At 67.0% G+C, this 14,546-nt stretch carries 11 protein-coding genes; 4 read left to right on the top strand and 7 right to left on the bottom strand.

The window, feature by feature from the left end:
- Positions 1–88: 88 nt before the first annotated feature.
- The 4 genes from WQ53_RS09000 (at position 89) to WQ53_RS16305 (ending at position 7,370) form a co-directional block, all read left to right on the top strand.
- Complete coding sequence (locus WQ53_RS09000) at positions 89–3,541, top strand: hybrid sensor histidine kinase/response regulator (protein WP_052631858.1); 3,453 nt, start codon at positions 89–91, stop codon at positions 3,539–3,541.
- A 377-nt stretch (positions 3,542–3,918) separates the two neighbouring features.
- Positions 3,919–4,341: a hypothetical protein gene (locus WQ53_RS08995; protein ID WP_052631857.1), complete on the top strand. Its 423-nt coding sequence runs from the start codon at positions 3,919–3,921 to the stop codon at positions 4,339–4,341.
- A 96-nt stretch (positions 4,342–4,437) separates the two neighbouring features.
- Positions 4,438–6,252 carry a copper resistance system multicopper oxidase gene (locus WQ53_RS08990; protein ID WP_052631856.1) on the top strand — a complete coding sequence of 605 codons (1,815 nt, stop codon included), beginning with the start codon at positions 4,438–4,440 and terminating at the stop codon, positions 6,250–6,252.
- Positions 6,249–7,370 (top strand): copper resistance protein B, encoded by a 1,122-nt coding sequence (locus tag WQ53_RS16305; RefSeq protein WP_082112932.1) that lies wholly within the window; start codon positions 6,249–6,251, stop codon positions 7,368–7,370. The genes WQ53_RS08990 and WQ53_RS16305 overlap by 4 nt, the downstream gene beginning before the upstream one ends.
- A 103-nt stretch (positions 7,371–7,473) precedes the next feature.
- Here the strand turns inward: WQ53_RS16305 and WQ53_RS08980 are convergent, their stop codons facing one another.
- The 7 genes from WQ53_RS08980 to WQ53_RS08970 form a co-directional block, all read right to left on the bottom strand.
- Positions 7,474–7,683: a hypothetical protein gene (locus tag WQ53_RS08980; protein ID WP_052631855.1), complete on the bottom strand. Its 210-nt coding sequence runs from the start codon at positions 7,681–7,683 to the stop codon at positions 7,474–7,476.
- A gap of 300 nt (positions 7,684–7,983) precedes the next feature.
- Positions 7,984–8,217, bottom strand: coding sequence for a hypothetical protein (locus WQ53_RS16770; protein WP_144409283.1), 234 nt, complete (start codon positions 8,215–8,217; stop codon positions 7,984–7,986).
- A gap of 39 nt (positions 8,218–8,256) precedes the next feature.
- Positions 8,257–8,505 (bottom strand): hypothetical protein, encoded by a 249-nt coding sequence (locus tag WQ53_RS08975; RefSeq protein WP_052631854.1) that lies wholly within the window; start codon positions 8,503–8,505, stop codon positions 8,257–8,259.
- A gap of 363 nt (positions 8,506–8,868) precedes the next feature.
- Positions 8,869–9,015, bottom strand: coding sequence for a hypothetical protein (locus WQ53_RS17045; RefSeq protein ID WP_158497830.1), 147 nt, complete (start codon positions 9,013–9,015; stop codon positions 8,869–8,871).
- A 743-nt stretch (positions 9,016–9,758) separates the two neighbouring features.
- Positions 9,759–10,958, bottom strand: coding sequence for an RHS repeat domain-containing protein (locus WQ53_RS16300; protein WP_236685845.1), 1,200 nt, complete (start codon positions 10,956–10,958; stop codon positions 9,759–9,761).
- Positions 10,959–11,209: 251 nt separating this feature from the next.
- The gene (locus tag WQ53_RS16295; RefSeq protein WP_236685844.1) at positions 11,210–12,160 is read right to left on the bottom strand and encodes an RHS repeat-associated core domain-containing protein; all 951 of its coding nucleotides are present in this window, start codon (positions 12,158–12,160) and stop codon (positions 11,210–11,212) included.
- Positions 12,157–14,484, bottom strand: coding sequence for a hypothetical protein (locus WQ53_RS08970; RefSeq protein WP_052631853.1), 2,328 nt, complete (start codon positions 14,482–14,484; stop codon positions 12,157–12,159). Before WQ53_RS08970 ends, WQ53_RS16295 begins: the two co-directional genes overlap by 4 nt.
- Positions 14,485–14,546: the final 62 nt, after the last annotated feature.

The following is a 14,546-nucleotide window of genomic DNA, read 5'->3' as shown; positions in this document are numbered from 1 at the left end:
GCCGGGACAGCGCTGCGCAGGCAAGCCCGCCGGTGTTTCCACCATGCGCCGCAGTACACTCGCAGGCTCAAGGTGAGGGAGGGCCACCTTGGTCCCGAGCTGGATCCTGCTGCTGGTGTCGGTCGGCTACTCCGCGCTGCTGTTCACGGTGGCGTGGTGGGGCGACCGTCGCCCGATGTATCCCAACCGGCCCTGGCTGCGGCCGGTGGTCTACAGCCTGGCGCTGGCGGTGTACTGCTCGTCGTGGACGTTCTACGGCGCGGTCGGCAGCGCCGTGCGCAACGGCATCGGCTACCTGCCGATCTATCTCGGTCCGCTGCTGCTGCTGCTGTTCGGCTGGCGGATCATCGAGCGGCTGGCGCTGATCGCGCGCAGCCAGAACACCGTCTCCATCGCCGACTTCATCTCCGCCCGCTACGGCCGCTCGCGGCGGCTGGCCGCGCTGGTCACGATCATCGCGCTGGTCGGCGTGGTGCCGTACGTGGCGCTGCAGTACAAGGCGGTGGCGATGAGCCTGGCGGTGCTGTCCGGCCAGGATGCCGGGCAGGTCGGGATCGGCGCCGACCCGGCGCTGTACGTGGCACTGCTGATGGCGCTGTTCGCCGCGCTGTTCGGCACCCGCCAGGTCGATGCCACCGAACACCACCACGGCATGATGCTGGCCATCGCCCTGGAGTCGCTGATCAAGCTGGTGGCGATGGTGGCGGTGGGCGTGTTCGCCTGGACCTGGCTGGGCGGCCACCAGATCCGGATCGCCGAATCGGCGCGCACGCTGTTCCACGAGGCGCCGCCGGTGGGCTTCATCGCCCAGACCCTGCTCGGCTTCCTGGCCATCGTCTGCCTGCCGCGGCAGTTCCAGGTGGCGGTGGTCGAATGCGGCGATGTGGCCGACATCCGCAAGGCGCGCTGGATGTTCGGCGGCTACCTGATGGTGATCTCGCTGATGGTGGTGCCCATTGCCAGCGCCGGCGTGGCCCTGTTCGGCAGCAACGGCAGCGTGGCCAGCGACACCTTCGTGCTGGCGCTGCCGCTGGCCGAGGGCCGCGACGCACTGGCGCTGGCGGCCTACGTCGGAGGCTTCTCGGCGGCCACCGGCATGGTGATCGTGGCCAGCATCGCGTTGGCGACCATGGTCAGCAACGACCTGGTGATGCCGCTGCTGCTGCGCCGCGGCTGGGGCGAACGGCATGCGGCCGCCGACGTGGCCTCGATGGTGCTGTGGGTGCGCCGCGGGGCGATCCTGGTGCTGGCGCTGTGCGCCTATGCCTACTACCGCTGGATCGGCGGCGACACCACCCTGGCCGCCTACGGGCTGATGGCCTTCGCCGCGGTGGCGCAGTTCGCGCCGGGCCTGATCGGCGGCCTGTACTGGCGTGGCGCCAGCCGCCGCGGCGTGGAGCTGGGCCTGGTGGCCGGCTTCGCCACCTGGATCTACACCCTGCTGCTGCCGGCGCTGTCGGACTCGGGCCTGTTCGACCCGGCCTGGGTGCAGCAGGGCCCGTTCGGCGTGGACTGGCTGCGGCCGCGGCAGCTGTTCGGGCTCAGCGGCTGGGATCCGCTGACCCACGGCACGTTCTGGTCGCTGCTGCTCAACGGCGCGGTGATGATGCTGGTGTCGGCGCGCTGGCGGCCGGGCGTGGACGAGCGCCTGCGCATCGCCCCGTTCCTGGACCCGTACGCCGAGCGCCAGACCCTGGCCGCGGGCGACTGGCGCGGCAACGTCAGCGTCGGCGACCTACAGGCGCTGGCAGTGCGCATCGTCGGCGAGCGGCATGCGCGGCGCGCGTTCTCCGAACAGGCCATCGCCCTGGGTCGCGAGCTGCACCCGGCCGCCGCTGCCGACCGCGCCTGGATCCAGTTCACCGAACGCCTGCTGGCCGCCTCGATCGGCGCGGCCTCCGCGCGCCTGGTGCTGACCAGCGTGCTGCGCGGCTCGGGCATGCACCTGAACGAAGTGATGGCGCTGCTGGACGAGGCCGGCCAGGAACTGCGCTTCAACCGCGAGATCCTCTCCACCACGCTGGAGAACATCAGCGCCGGGGTCAGCGTGGTCGACCCGGAGATGCGCCTGGTCGCCTGGAACCGCCGCTACCAGCAGATGTTCGACTACCCGGCCGGGATGCTCTACGTCGGCCGCCCGGCCGCCGACCTGATCCGCTACAACGCCGAGCGCGGCGAGCTGGGCGAGGGCGACATCGAGGAACACGTGCACAAGCGCATCGAGCACATGCGCGCCGGCAGCGCGCACGTGTTCGAGCGCGTGCGCAGCGACGGCAGCGTGATCGAGATGCGCGGCCAGTCCCTGCCTGGCGGCGGTTACGTCACCAGCTACAACGACATCACCGCCTACAAGCACGCCGAGCAGGGCCTGCGCGAGGCCAACGAGACCCTGGAGCAGCGCGTAGCCGAGCGCACCCGCGAGGCCGAGGACGCGCAGCAGTCGCGCACCCGCTTCCTGGCCGCGATCAGCCACGACGTACTGCAGCCGCTCAATGCCGCGCGCCTGTTCGCCTCGGCCCTGCGCGAGGGCGGCCAGGCCGAAGGCGAGCAGCAGCACCTGGCCGAGCGCGTCGACGCCTCGCTGCGCGCGGCCGAGGAACTGCTCGACGGCCTGCTCGACGTCTCGCGCCTGGACACCGGCGCGCTGCAGGCCGACATCCGCGAGTTCGACGCCGACGAGCTGCTGCGCGAGGTGGCCGCGCAGTACGCGCCGGTCGCCGCCGGCCGCGGCCTGGACCTGCGCGTGCACGCACGCCTCTGCCCGGTGCGCAGCGACCGCCGCCTGCTGCGCCGGGTGCTGCAGAACTTCCTGGCCAACGCCCTGCGCTACACCCGCCAGGGGCGGATCGTGCTGGGCATGCGCGTGCGCGGCGACACGGTGGCGCTGCAGGTGTGGGACACCGGCCCGGGCATCCCCGGACAGCACATGCGCCAGATCTACGACGAGTTCCACCGCTACCAGCAGCCGTTCGACTGGGGCGAGCGCGGCCTGGGCCTGGGCCTGTCGATCTGCCAGCGCATCTCGCGGCTGCTGGGCCACGGCCTGGACGCGCACAGCGAGGTCGGCCACGGCAGCATGTTTTCGATCACGGTGCCGCGCGCCGCCGCCCTGCCGGCGCCGGCTATCCGTCCGCTGGCGCTGCCCGAATCCGGTTCGCTGGCCGGCCTGCGCGTGCTCTGCGTCGACAACGACCGCGAGATCCTCGACGGCATGCGCGTGCTGCTGTCGCGCTGGCAGGCCACCGCGATCACCGCCAGCACCGTGGACGAGGCGCTGGCGCGGATGGCCGACAGCGCGCCGCAGGCCATGCTGGTCGACTACCACCTGCACGACCGCCTGGACGGGCTGGACACGCTCGACGCACTGCGCGCGGCCGGTGGCCCGATCCCCGGCGCACTGCTGACCGCCGACGGCCGCGACGAACTCAAGCGGCAGGCGCGGCAGCGCGGCTATCGATTGCTGACCAAGCCGGTGAAGCCGGCCTCGCTGCGCGCCTGGCTGGCCGCACAGGTCCCGGCGGCCGAGCGGGTCGAACCGTAGCGGGGGCGCGCCGGCCCTGCGGAACCTGGTCGATTGACCAGCGGGCCTTTTGTAGGAGCCGGGTTCAGCCGGCGACCCGAGGCCGCAAGAGGCGCTGCATTCAACCGCACTCCAACCGAAGAGTCCTTCGGAACCTCAGGACGTCGCCTGTGCCGAGGCGTCGGGTCGCCGGCTGAACCCGGCTCCTACAAAAGGCTCGCACCCCAAGCCACTGTGGATCGCTCCTGCATCCATGCCAGGCAATACCGCAACGCCCGCTTGACCCTGGACCGGCTCCAGGGTGTGCAATGCCCCGACCGGCACGGCGTTCATCGCCCATGCGTTGAACCCGCGCCACGTCTGGCTTACCGTGGCCCCGCCCGCCGACACCGCCGCCGATGACCCTGCTCCGCCGCCTTTCGCTCTGCCTGCTCGCCCTGGCCCTGCTGCCGGGCGCACCGGTGCAGGCGCGCCTGGCGATGGCCGCCAGCACGGCGCCGCAGGCAGCACCTGCCGGTGCGCTGGCCGACGCCCAGACCGGCGGCTGCCATGGCGCAGAAGTGGCGCCCGCATCCGAAGCAGCCCGCACCCACCACCGCGACACAGCGCCGGGCGCCGGCCACCCCGCGGACTGCTGCGGCGACACGACTGCCGGCCACGGCTGCGAAACCGCCTGCCCCTGCCCATCCTCGATCACCGCGCTGCCGCCGGCACCGCAGGCCCTGCCCGCCGCCGCGCACGATCGCCGCTGGAACACCGCCGGCCATATCGGCCGTGCCGGCCCCGCGGACGGCCCACCCAAGCGGCCACCGATCGGCTGACGCACGTACCGTGACCGCCCCGCGCACGCCCGGCGTGCGCGCCTCCCTGTCCGTCCGTGCCTGCGCCCACCGCGCACGCCGTCCGCTGGAACCGTCATGACCGGCCCTTCCCGTTTTCCCGCATCTCCCATGCCGCCCTCGCTGCCGCGCCGGCGCTTCGTCCAGGGCCTGGCCCTGGCCGGCCTGGCCGGCGGCACCGGCCTGCTGCGCGCGCCTGCGCTGGCCGCCAACACCCGCGCACCGCAGGTGCTCACCGGCACCGCGTTCGACCTGGCCATCGGCGCCAGCGAGGTGAACATCACCGGCCGCCCGCGCCCGGCGATCACCGTCAACGGCAGCCTGCCGGCGCCGATCCTGCGCTGGCGCGAAGGCGACACCGTCACCCTGCGCGTGTCCAACCACCTGCGCGGCGCACCCAGCTCGATCCACTGGCACGGCATCCTGCTGCCGGCGGACATGGACGGCGTGCCGGGCATGAGCTTCGACGGCATCGCCCCCGGCGAATCCTGGCTGTACCGCTTCACCCTGCGCCAGTCGGGCACCTACTGGTACCACAGCCATTCGATGTTCCAGGAGCAGGCCGGCCTGTACGGCGCGATCATCGTCGACCCGCTGCAGCCACCGCCGTTCCACTACGACCGCGAGCACGTGCTGCTGCTGTCGGACTGGACCGACCTGGATCCGGCCGCGCTGTTCCGGAGGCTGAAGAAGGCGCCCTCCTACGACAACCACTACAAGCGCACCGTCGGCGACTTCCTGCGCGACGCCGGCGAGGACGGGCTGCGCGCGACGCTGTCCGACCGCGGCATGTGGGGGCGGATGCGGATGACGCCCAGCGACCTGTCCGACGTCAACGGCCACACCTACACCTACCTGCTCAACGGCCAGCCGCCGGCGGGCAACTGGACCGGCCTGTTCCGGCCCGGCGAGAAGGTCCTGCTGCGCCTGATCAACGCCGGCGCGATGACCTATTTCGACGTGCGCATCCCCGGCCTGAAGATGACCGTCGTCGCCGCCGATGGCCAGTACGTGCACCCGGTGACGGTGGACGAGCTGCGCATCGCCGCGGCCGAGACCTACGACGTGATCGTCGAACCCTCCGGCCAGGACGCCTACACGATCTTCGCCCAGGACATGGGCCGCACCGGCTGGGCGCGTGGCACCCTGGCGGTGCGCCACGGGCTGGAAGCGCCGGTGCCGGGCAACGACCCGCGTCCGCTGCTGACGATGGAGGACATGGGCCACGGCGCGCACGGCGCCCATGCCGGCGCGCCGATGGAAGGCGGCTGCGGCGCGATGATGCACGGCGAGGGCGGCTGCGGCGCCGCCATGCACGGCGGCGGGCATGGCAAGACGCATGCCGGCCACGACGCGGCCGCCGCGGTGGTCCACCCGGCCAGCGAACGCGGCAACCCGCTGGTGGACATGCAGTCCTCGCCCACCGGCCCGCGCTTGGACGATCCGGGCATCGGCCTGCGCGACAACGGCCGCCGCGTGCTCGCCTACGCCGACCTGAAGAGCCTGTTCGATGATCCCGACGGCCGCGAACCCGGACGCGAGATCGAGCTGCACCTGACCGGGCACATGGAGAAGTTCGCCTGGTCGTTCGACGGCATCCCGTTCGCGAGCGCCGAGCCGCTGCGGCTGAACTACGGCGAGCGGATGCGCATCGTGCTGGTCAACGACACGATGATGCAGCACCCGATCCACCTGCACGGGCTGTGGAGCGACCTGGAGGACGCCGGCGGCGCCTTCCAGGTACGCAAGCACACCGTCGACATGCCACCCGGCACGCGCCGCAGCTACCGCGTGCGCGCTGACGCGCTCGGCCGCTGGGCCTACCACTGCCACCTGCTCTACCACATGGAAGGCGGGATGATGCGCGAGGTGCGCGTGGAGGAGCGCGCATGAGCCGGCCGATGATCCCGACCGCACTGGCGTTCGCCCTGGCCTTCGCGGCGACTGCGGCATCGGCACAGTCGCACGGCCATGGGAGCCACCACACGCACGGCGACCACGCCAACCATGATGCGGTGCAGCCGGACGACGACAACGCGCACACGGCACACCATCCCGCATCCGGTGACGCGCACGAAGGGCATGGCGCACATGCCGGCCACGCGCCAGCCGCGGGCGTGCAGCCGCCAACCACGGACCCGCATGCCGGGCACGACGGCCATCGCGGGCACCACACGTCCGGGGATCATGGCGGGCACCACGGCCACGACGGACATGGCGGCACCGTGGATGCTTCGGCGGTGCCGCCGACGGTCGCCGACCCGCATGCCGGGCATGCGATGCCCGCCGCCGGCGGGCTGCCGCTCGAGCCGATCCCCGTGCCCACCGAGGCCGACCGCGCCGCCGCGTTCCGCCCGCTGCATCATGGCCACGCACATGGCGGCGGCGTGCACAGCCTGGTCCGCATCAACCGTTTCGAAGCCTGGGATGCCGATCCGGGCACCGGCCAGGCCTGGGAAGGCAGCGCCTGGATCGGTGGCGACGTGCAACGGCTGTGGCTGCGCAGCGAAGGCGAGCGCGAGGATGGCCGCACCCACGCCGCCGACCTGGAGGTGCTCTACGGCCGCGCCACCGGTCCATGGTGGGACCTGCTGGCCGGCGTGCGCCACGACTTCCAGCCGGGCCCTTCGCGGACCTGGGCCGCTGTCGGCCTGCAAGGCCTGGCGCCGTACAAGTTCGAGGTGTCGGCCACCGCCTACCTCGGGACCGGCGGTCACAGCGCCTTCAACGCGGAGATCGAGTACGAACTGCTGTTCACCAGCCGCCTGATCCTGCAGCCGCTGCTGGAAGTCGAGCTGCATGGCCGTGACGACCCGCAACGCGGCACCGGCTCCGGGCTGTCGACGGCCGAAGCCGGCCTGCGCCTGCGCTACGAGATCACCCGCCGGTTCGCGCCCTACCTGGGCGTCGCATACGAACGCGCCTATGGCGGCACCGCGGAATACCGGCGGCAGGCGGGAGAGGCGGACCGCGACACACGCTGGGTCGCAGGCGTGCGCTGGTGGTTCTAGCGGGCTGCGCCCGCATCGCCTGGTACGGGAACGGACAGGCGCGTGGCCGGCTACGGAAGCCGGCCACGCGCCTGGAGCCGCACTGCAAGCACGGGGGTATGCCTCAGCGGGCCACGCGGGTCTGCGTACCGTCGTTGGTGACGCGGACGCGGTCGCCGACCCGGTAGTCGCCCACCGAACCCGGCTGCACGACCACGATGGACTGCCCCGAATCCAGGCCGACGGTGAATTCGACCGCACTGGTATCGCTGGTGAGCCTGCGGCCGCTCTCGATCGCCACGGCGCGCACCGCCTGGATGGTGCCCCATTCCACGCTTTGCACCTCCCCCGAGACGCCCCGCCCGAAGGTGCTGGCGTCCCTGGGAGTGCTCGCACATCCTGAAATCGCGGAGGCGGCCACAACGATCGAAACCAGTACAGCTCTGCTGGCATTGCGGTTCATGGTTCCACTCCTGCTTGTTCGCGGTTGGGAGGCATCCGATGAGCCACCCGGCCCGGCGACGGAATGGCGTCGCATGCGGGCCGGCCGTTGGCCTGCCAACCTTACCCGCTTCGCGGACGCGTGCAACAGAGGTCACCCCTAAAGGGTTCCGATCATCCCAGCGGCCCTGCGTCAGTCGACACTCCGACGCGCCGCGTACATGAGAACCGTACGCTCGTCCTGGACAAGCGCCCTGAGCGACTGCTCCCACCGCAGCACGGCACCGCGGTTCTGGACCAGGTCGGCCAGATCCTTGCCCAGGCAGTCGTGGCAGGTCATGCCGCCAAAGCTGGGACGGCGGCAGCGATCGCAGGGAGACCTGGTCGCCGATGCGGGCGGACGAAGCTGGAAGGTGATGCGCTTCATCAACTCGCCGGCACGCTGGATGCTCGGGGCGCGGATCTTCTACTCCAGGTTGAAATGCCCATACAACGCGGCGGGCGATGAGCCCACGAGGCCGATTGCAACCCGGACATCGTCCGGATCCATGTCGAGCACCCGAGACCACATCAACACGGTTTCCTCCGCATCCGTGTCCCGGTTGCGTTCCGCGTCTCCGGCCTGTTCCTTGCCGTCCCTTCGATCTGCCTTACCGGGGCGCTGTTGCACGAAGTTCGAACGTGCATCCGTAACGGCCAACGGCAGCTGTTGCATGTACCTCGTCCTCGAATCCAATTCCGTTCCTGCTGATGATTCGTCGCGGGCTTGTGCCGCGCGGAAACCGCTCCGCTTTCTGTGTCCGTTGTCGGCGACCTTCGGTGCCAACCTTCTCTCGCCTTCTACTAGATACCTCCACCGCAGGAACGACGACGTGAAGTGCAGACGAACCGGTTGCCGGGTGCTGAACCGTACAGACTGGATGCCCGCATCTCTCACGGTGTCGCGACATGATCTGAAGGCTCATCGAAGTCGATCCGTTGGGACGTCCGAATCGGACGTTTCGCCCACAGCGCCTCGAGTAAGGGCGTGCAGTTCCTCCGATTGCTCGGGAACTTGACCAGCGGACACCAAGAACGTCTAGGCCGAATGCGATCGGATCACCCGGATCGCCGGTACCAGCTGCTGCCTGTACGGCTCGTACTCCCGCGTCGTCTCGATCACCGCGCCCGAGGCGTTGGTCATCGCCACCACGCTGCCCAACGCGTCCGTATGCACGTACTTCACCGTCTGCTGCCCATGCGCTGGCGTTAGGGGCAAGCCTAGCACCACCGACAGCCACTGGACGACCCTGCGCGCGCTGATAGTTCTTCCTCCGACGCCGGTACCGCCGAATAGCCCCTGCCGAAAGAAGTGCCAGAGTAAATTAGCGCATGAATCATATATTTCCTCTGGCCCCTTTTACGCCTTTTACGCTGATCCAGTTCATAGCGCGTGGCAGCCGCCACGGCCGTCCAGCTGACCGTGTAGTTGCCGGTACCGTTGGCGGCCGGGGTGGTCAGCGCAGGCGCCGAGGCCGGCGGCAAGGTCACCGTCGTGGTGACGGTGCCCGACCAGCCACTGCAGATGAATTGGAAAATTTCGTCAGGAAGATCGTATGCCGGATTTCGTTTCCCTCATACGACCGCTGATATACGCCTTCGATAGTAACGGGAAGTTCCTCAGGCCTCTTTCCCATACTGTTGTGCGCGTACCTCACAAGACGCGAATAGGCTTTACTAGAAGCCTTACCTTGCCCAGCCTCAAAATTGATCTGCGGCCTTCTTTCTCCGCACTGAAGTAATGTGATGTCATGAATAGTTACGTTCACGCATAAATCCATCCTGACAAAAGCACCATCATAGCTATCCGAACCCGATAGTATGTCCTCTGCATCAACACTTATCGCTTGCGTAGAGCGATCCTGCTCCGCCCCAGACGCACAAGAGACCAAGGGAACACACGCAATATATAACCCAACCACGGCACAATTACGGGTTACAAGCATCAGCCGTCGGACATAGCTGCTCAACAGATCTATCTGCTTGCTCATTGATTGCGTCCCAGTTGATTCCATTAGCCTTAGTATAAAGTCCAAATGGCTCGTCGCGTCCGAGTATTTCAAACATCCTTGCCGAAGCCTCGTTGGCCTTGAGCTCACTCACATTTAGCGCAGACCTGCTCATTATCAAGAGCTGATCGGACACATTCCTATCATCCTGATCGACGCCATGTGAACCCTCATGCATCGTCACCGAACTAAGGCGATCCGTATCCGACAAGGCAGCGAAATTCAATCCGATATGTGTACCGCCACCAAATGTCGGGGTGGCCTCGCCAAGATTCTTGTCGTTCTGAAGCTGGCCAGATATCACAACCCCGTTTTTCTCCCCTGGTTTCCCGAGAAACTGGCTAACCTGCGCAACCCGAGAGCCGCTTGGCGCACTCTCAGCGGCTCTATGGATCTCATTTACCGCCCTCTCAAGACGAGCACAATTGCTCTTTCCTGCCGTGCATTCATACCGACCGTCTGGGTCAACGAATCTATAGGGATTGTTTGCAGCGTATCTATAGCGGTTGAACATCCGCGCCGGCTTGCTTAGCGCTGTTACCGGATCGGTAGACAGGAACCTTCCGATCACCGGATCGTAGTAGCGCTGCTGCATGTATGTCAGCCCGGTAGCCGCATCCTGCACATGCCCGGTATACCCCGGCCCATCCTGGATCACCGGCACCAGCTGCTGTCCGTACGGCTCGTACTCCCGCGTCGTCTCGATCACCGCGCCCGACGCATTGGTCATCGCCACCACGCTGCCCAGCGCGTCCGTGTGCACGTACTTCACCGTCTGCTGTCCATGCGCCGGCGATAAGGGCAAGCCCAGCGCCAACACCAACAGCCACTGGACGATCCCGCGCCCGCTCACAGCTCCTCCTCCGGCGGCGCCGGGACCGAATCCGGCTGGCACTCCGGACAGGCCGCCTGCACCATCACCAGCTGGATCACCGAATAACCACTGCCGAAACAGGCGCCAGAGTAAAAAGAGCGTTTGAATCATATATTTCCTCCGGCCCCTTTTACGTTCCTTTTTTTCGCCGATCCCTTTTTTCGTCCATTTCTCAGTCAGTTTTAAGCGATCGCGCGGTTCTTGCAGCACCCTCTTCCAAGCTATCGAAAATGGAGTCAGGCTCATTTTCCATGATGCCGAGAATGTACCTCTTTCTTATTCAATCTCTGAATGATTTTATCCCAATTCGCAGTAGGACAATGCCGAAGAAAATTAAGCCAGCACCAACAATATTTTTATACTCACCAAAATCGAATGGAATCTTTGCACCAGGAGGAAAATAGCTGCTATTTCCAAACAACAAGTAAGATCCAAGCATTAGCAACAGCATAGCAAGCCCGATGTACCACATATACACCCTCCGTGAACGTCATCAATTACTTGTGTAAATTAAGATTATCATTTGCTGTCGATCCAATAGCACTGCCAATTTGATTTGCAACTGAGCTGGCAGGACTTTGAACGCCAGCGGCACCGGTGATGACTCCAGTGGACAATTCTGCAATGGCAGCTGGAGTCGAAGCAGCAGCGAGCGCACCATAGGCATTAGCTTTAGCCGCGCTGGCGCCAGCATGTCCCGCTACCATGCTTACTTCCGATTCAACTGCCGCCATTGTGCGTACGGTTGCACCTATGACTACGCTAGTCGCTGCCTCACTAGCTGTTGCAATTGCACCTGTTGTCGCGTTAGCGACTTGCTGAGCAGCAAGGCCAGTCTGCACGCTTGCACTTTCCGCCGCAGCCATAACCATCGCCGGGGCCCCCACTGCCACTGCGGCGCCTGCGGCGCCACCTACAACCGCGGAGCCAACGACCAAGCCTACAACCTTCGCATCCCCACGGCTTGCGCCTGGAATCGGTGTATGCGCATTCGGCCCATCCGGAAGGAACCCGTTGCGTACAAGCCAGTTGTGAACAGGATTCATACCATCCGGGTCAGTAAACATGTATGGATTGTTGAACGCGTATGCATAGCGATTGAACTGCCGCCAGTCCTTGCTCTCGTAAGCCGTCACCGGATCAACGCTAAGGAAGATTCCGAGTACCGGATCGTAATAGCGCTGCTGCATGTACGTCAGCCCGGTAGCCGCGTCCTGCACGTGCCCGGTATATCCCGGCCCATCCTGGATCACCGGCACCAGCTGCTGTCCGTACGGCTCGTACTCCCGCGTCGTCTCGATCACCGCGCCCGACGCATTGGTCATCGCCACCACGCTGCCCAGCGCGTCCGTGTGCACGTACTTCACCGTCTGCTGTCCATGCGCCGGCGATAAGGGCAAGCCCAGCGCCAACACCAACAGCCACTGGACGATCCCGCGCCCGCTCATAGCTCCTCCTCCGGCGGCGCCGGGACCGAATCCGGATGGCACTCCGGACATGCCGCCTGCACCATCACCAGCTGGGTCGCCGAATGCCCCCCGCAACCACCCGCATTGCACGCCTGCACCCGGTACAGATAACTGCCCGGCGACCGCATCACCATCAGGCTCGTGCCCGCCGACTCATGGATCACGTTCCAGCCGGCCACGTTCTCCTCCAACCGGTAGCTGGTCGCTCCACTCACCGTGCTCCAGCTCAGCGTGAACACCCCCGAGAAGTCCGGCATCGTGGCGTTCAGCGACGGCGCCCCCGCCGGCGGCAGGATCACTTGCGTGCTGCCGACCGCCGAGTACGCCCCGCATCCACCCTCGTTGCAAGCCCGGACCCGATAGTCGTAGATCCCTGTGGCCTGTCCCGACAGCGCCTTGCTCGTCGCGGCCTCATTGTGGATGTTGCTCCAGGCGCCACCATCCTTGCGCTGATCCAGTTCATAGCGCGTGGCAGCCGCCACGGCCGTCCAGCTGACCGTGTAGTTGCCGGTACCGTTGGCGGCCGGGGTGGTCAGCGCAGGCGCCGAGGCCGGCGGCAAGGTCACAGCCGTGGCGCTGGTGCCCGACCAGCCACTGCAGCCAGCCGCGTTGCATGCCTGCACGCGGTAGCTCCAGGCTCCGGCGGTCTTGCCGCTGACCGCCGTGCTGGTCCCGGCCGCGTCGTGGATCGTGTTCCAACCGCCGGTGGGCGGCTGCTCCTGCAGCTCGTACCGGTCGGCCGTGCCCACGCTCGTCCAACTGACGGTGTAGCTGCCGGTGTAGTTGCTGGATGGCACGCTCAGTGTCGGTGCGCTGGCAGGCGCATAGAGCGCGTTGACCGTCTGGACCGTCGACCAGGCCGCACAGCCGCCCCCATTGCAGGCCCGCACCTGGTAGCTCCAGGCTCCGGCGGTCTTGCCGCTGACCGCTGTGCTGGTCCCGGCCGCGTCGTGCACCGTGCTCCAACTCCCCATCCCCTGGCGTTCCTGCAACTGGTAGCTCGCAGCTGCGGCCACGCTGGTCCAGCTGACGATGAAGTTGCCGTTGATCGCGATGGCCGGGACCGTCAACGTTGGCGCGGCCTGCGGCGGCAGGGTGACCGCCACCGTCCCGACAGCCGAGTACGCGGAGCATCCCCCCGCGTTGCAGGCCCGGACCTGGTAACCCCAGCTTCCCGTGGTCTTGCCACTGATTGCCTTGCTCGTCGCGGAAGTGTTCTGGATCGTGCTCCAGCTGCCCGCGTTCAGGCGCTCCTGCAGTTCGTAGCTTGTGGCGGTCGCCACCGACGTCCAGCTCACACTGTAGCTACCGGTATTGTCCGTCGCCGGGACGGTCAATGCCGGCACCGAGGCCGGCGGCAGGGTCACCACCACCGCCACGATCGCACTCCAGTCGCCGCAGGCATTGACGTTGCATCCACGCGCGCGGTAGCCCCAGCTGCCGGCCGTCTTTCCACTGACTGCCTTGCTGGTTCCAGCCGCATCATGGACAAGGGTCCAACCACCGGCGCCCAACCGCTCCTCGAGTTCATAGCGGGTGGCGGCAGTGACGCTGTTCCAGCTGACCGTGTAGCTGCCGGTGTAGTTGTTGGCCGGGGCCGTCAGCACTGGCACGGCCGACGGTGGCAGGGTCACCTGCGTCACCTTCGCCGCCGACCAGGCCGCGCATCCGACGGCATTGCAGGCCCGAACCTGATAGCTCCAGTTGCCGCTCTGGCGTCCAGTGGCGTTGAGACTGGTGCTGGCGCTGTTCTGGATCGTGGTGTAGCCCCCGCCGTTGACACTCTCCTGCAGTTCATAGGTGGTCGCCGCCGCCACCGTCGTCCAACTGACGGTATAGCTGCCGGTCGTGCTGGAAGCCGGGGCTGTCAAGGTCGGCACGCCGGTGGGCGGCAGTTGCACGGTTACCGCCTTTTCCGCGCTCCAACTGCCGCACGTGGTTTCGCTACAGGCCCTGACCTGGTATCCCCACACCCCTGCCGCCTTGCCGCTCAGGTCCTTGCCGACTCCACCCGCATCATGGATCGTGGTCCAACTGCCGCTGTTTAGCCGCTCCTGCAGCTGGTATTTCGATGCCACCGGCACGGCCGTCCAGCTGACGGTGTAGTTGCCCGTCGTGTTCGAGCTTGGCGCGGTCAGCGTCGGCGTGGACAAGGGGATCGCATTCTCCACCTGCGCCACCAGGCTGCCAGCCAGATGCACGTAGTCGGTCGTCTTGCCAGTGCGCTCGTCTCGCTGGAAGCGCAGGACGCCATCCTGCCCGTAGACCGAATACAGGCTCCGGCCGTCACGGATCGCCAGCACGCGGCGGCCATGGCCGTCGTAGCGATACTGCTCCGCGCCCGTTACCTCGCGCAGGCGGTTGC

The sequence above is a fragment of the Pseudoxanthomonas suwonensis genome (assembly GCF_000972865.1).
Classification (GTDB): domain Bacteria; phylum Pseudomonadota; class Gammaproteobacteria; order Xanthomonadales; family Xanthomonadaceae; genus Pseudoxanthomonas; species Pseudoxanthomonas suwonensis_B.
The sequence above is the reverse complement of the archived record's forward strand: the minus strand, read 5'-3'. Positions and strand labels throughout refer to the sequence as shown.

Bases quoted from the DNA above. Each gene is read 5' to 3' on its own strand.
- WQ53_RS08995 (WP_052631857.1), top strand. From the start codon at position 3,919: ATGACCCTGCTCCGCCGCCTTTCGCTCTGCCTGCTCGCCCTGGCCCTG.
- WQ53_RS08990 (WP_052631856.1), top strand. From the start codon at position 4,438: ATGACCGGCCCTTCCCGTTTTCCCGCATCTCCCATGCCGCCCTCGCTG.
- WQ53_RS16305 (WP_082112932.1), top strand. From the start codon at position 6,249: ATGAGCCGGCCGATGATCCCGACCGCACTGGCGTTCGCCCTGGCCTTC.
- WQ53_RS16770 (WP_144409283.1), bottom strand. From the start codon at position 8,217: ATGAAGCGCATCACCTTCCAGCTTCGTCCGCCCGCATCGGCGACCAGG.
- WQ53_RS08975 (WP_052631854.1), bottom strand. From the start codon at position 8,505: ATGCAACAGCTGCCGTTGGCCGTTACGGATGCACGTTCGAACTTCGTG.
- WQ53_RS16300 (WP_236685845.1), bottom strand. From the start codon at position 10,958: ATGAGCCTGACTCCATTTTCGATAGCTTGGAAGAGGGTGCTGCAAGAA.
- WQ53_RS16295 (WP_236685844.1), bottom strand. From the start codon at position 12,160: ATGAGCGGGCGCGGGATCGTCCAGTGGCTGTTGGTGTTGGCGCTGGGC.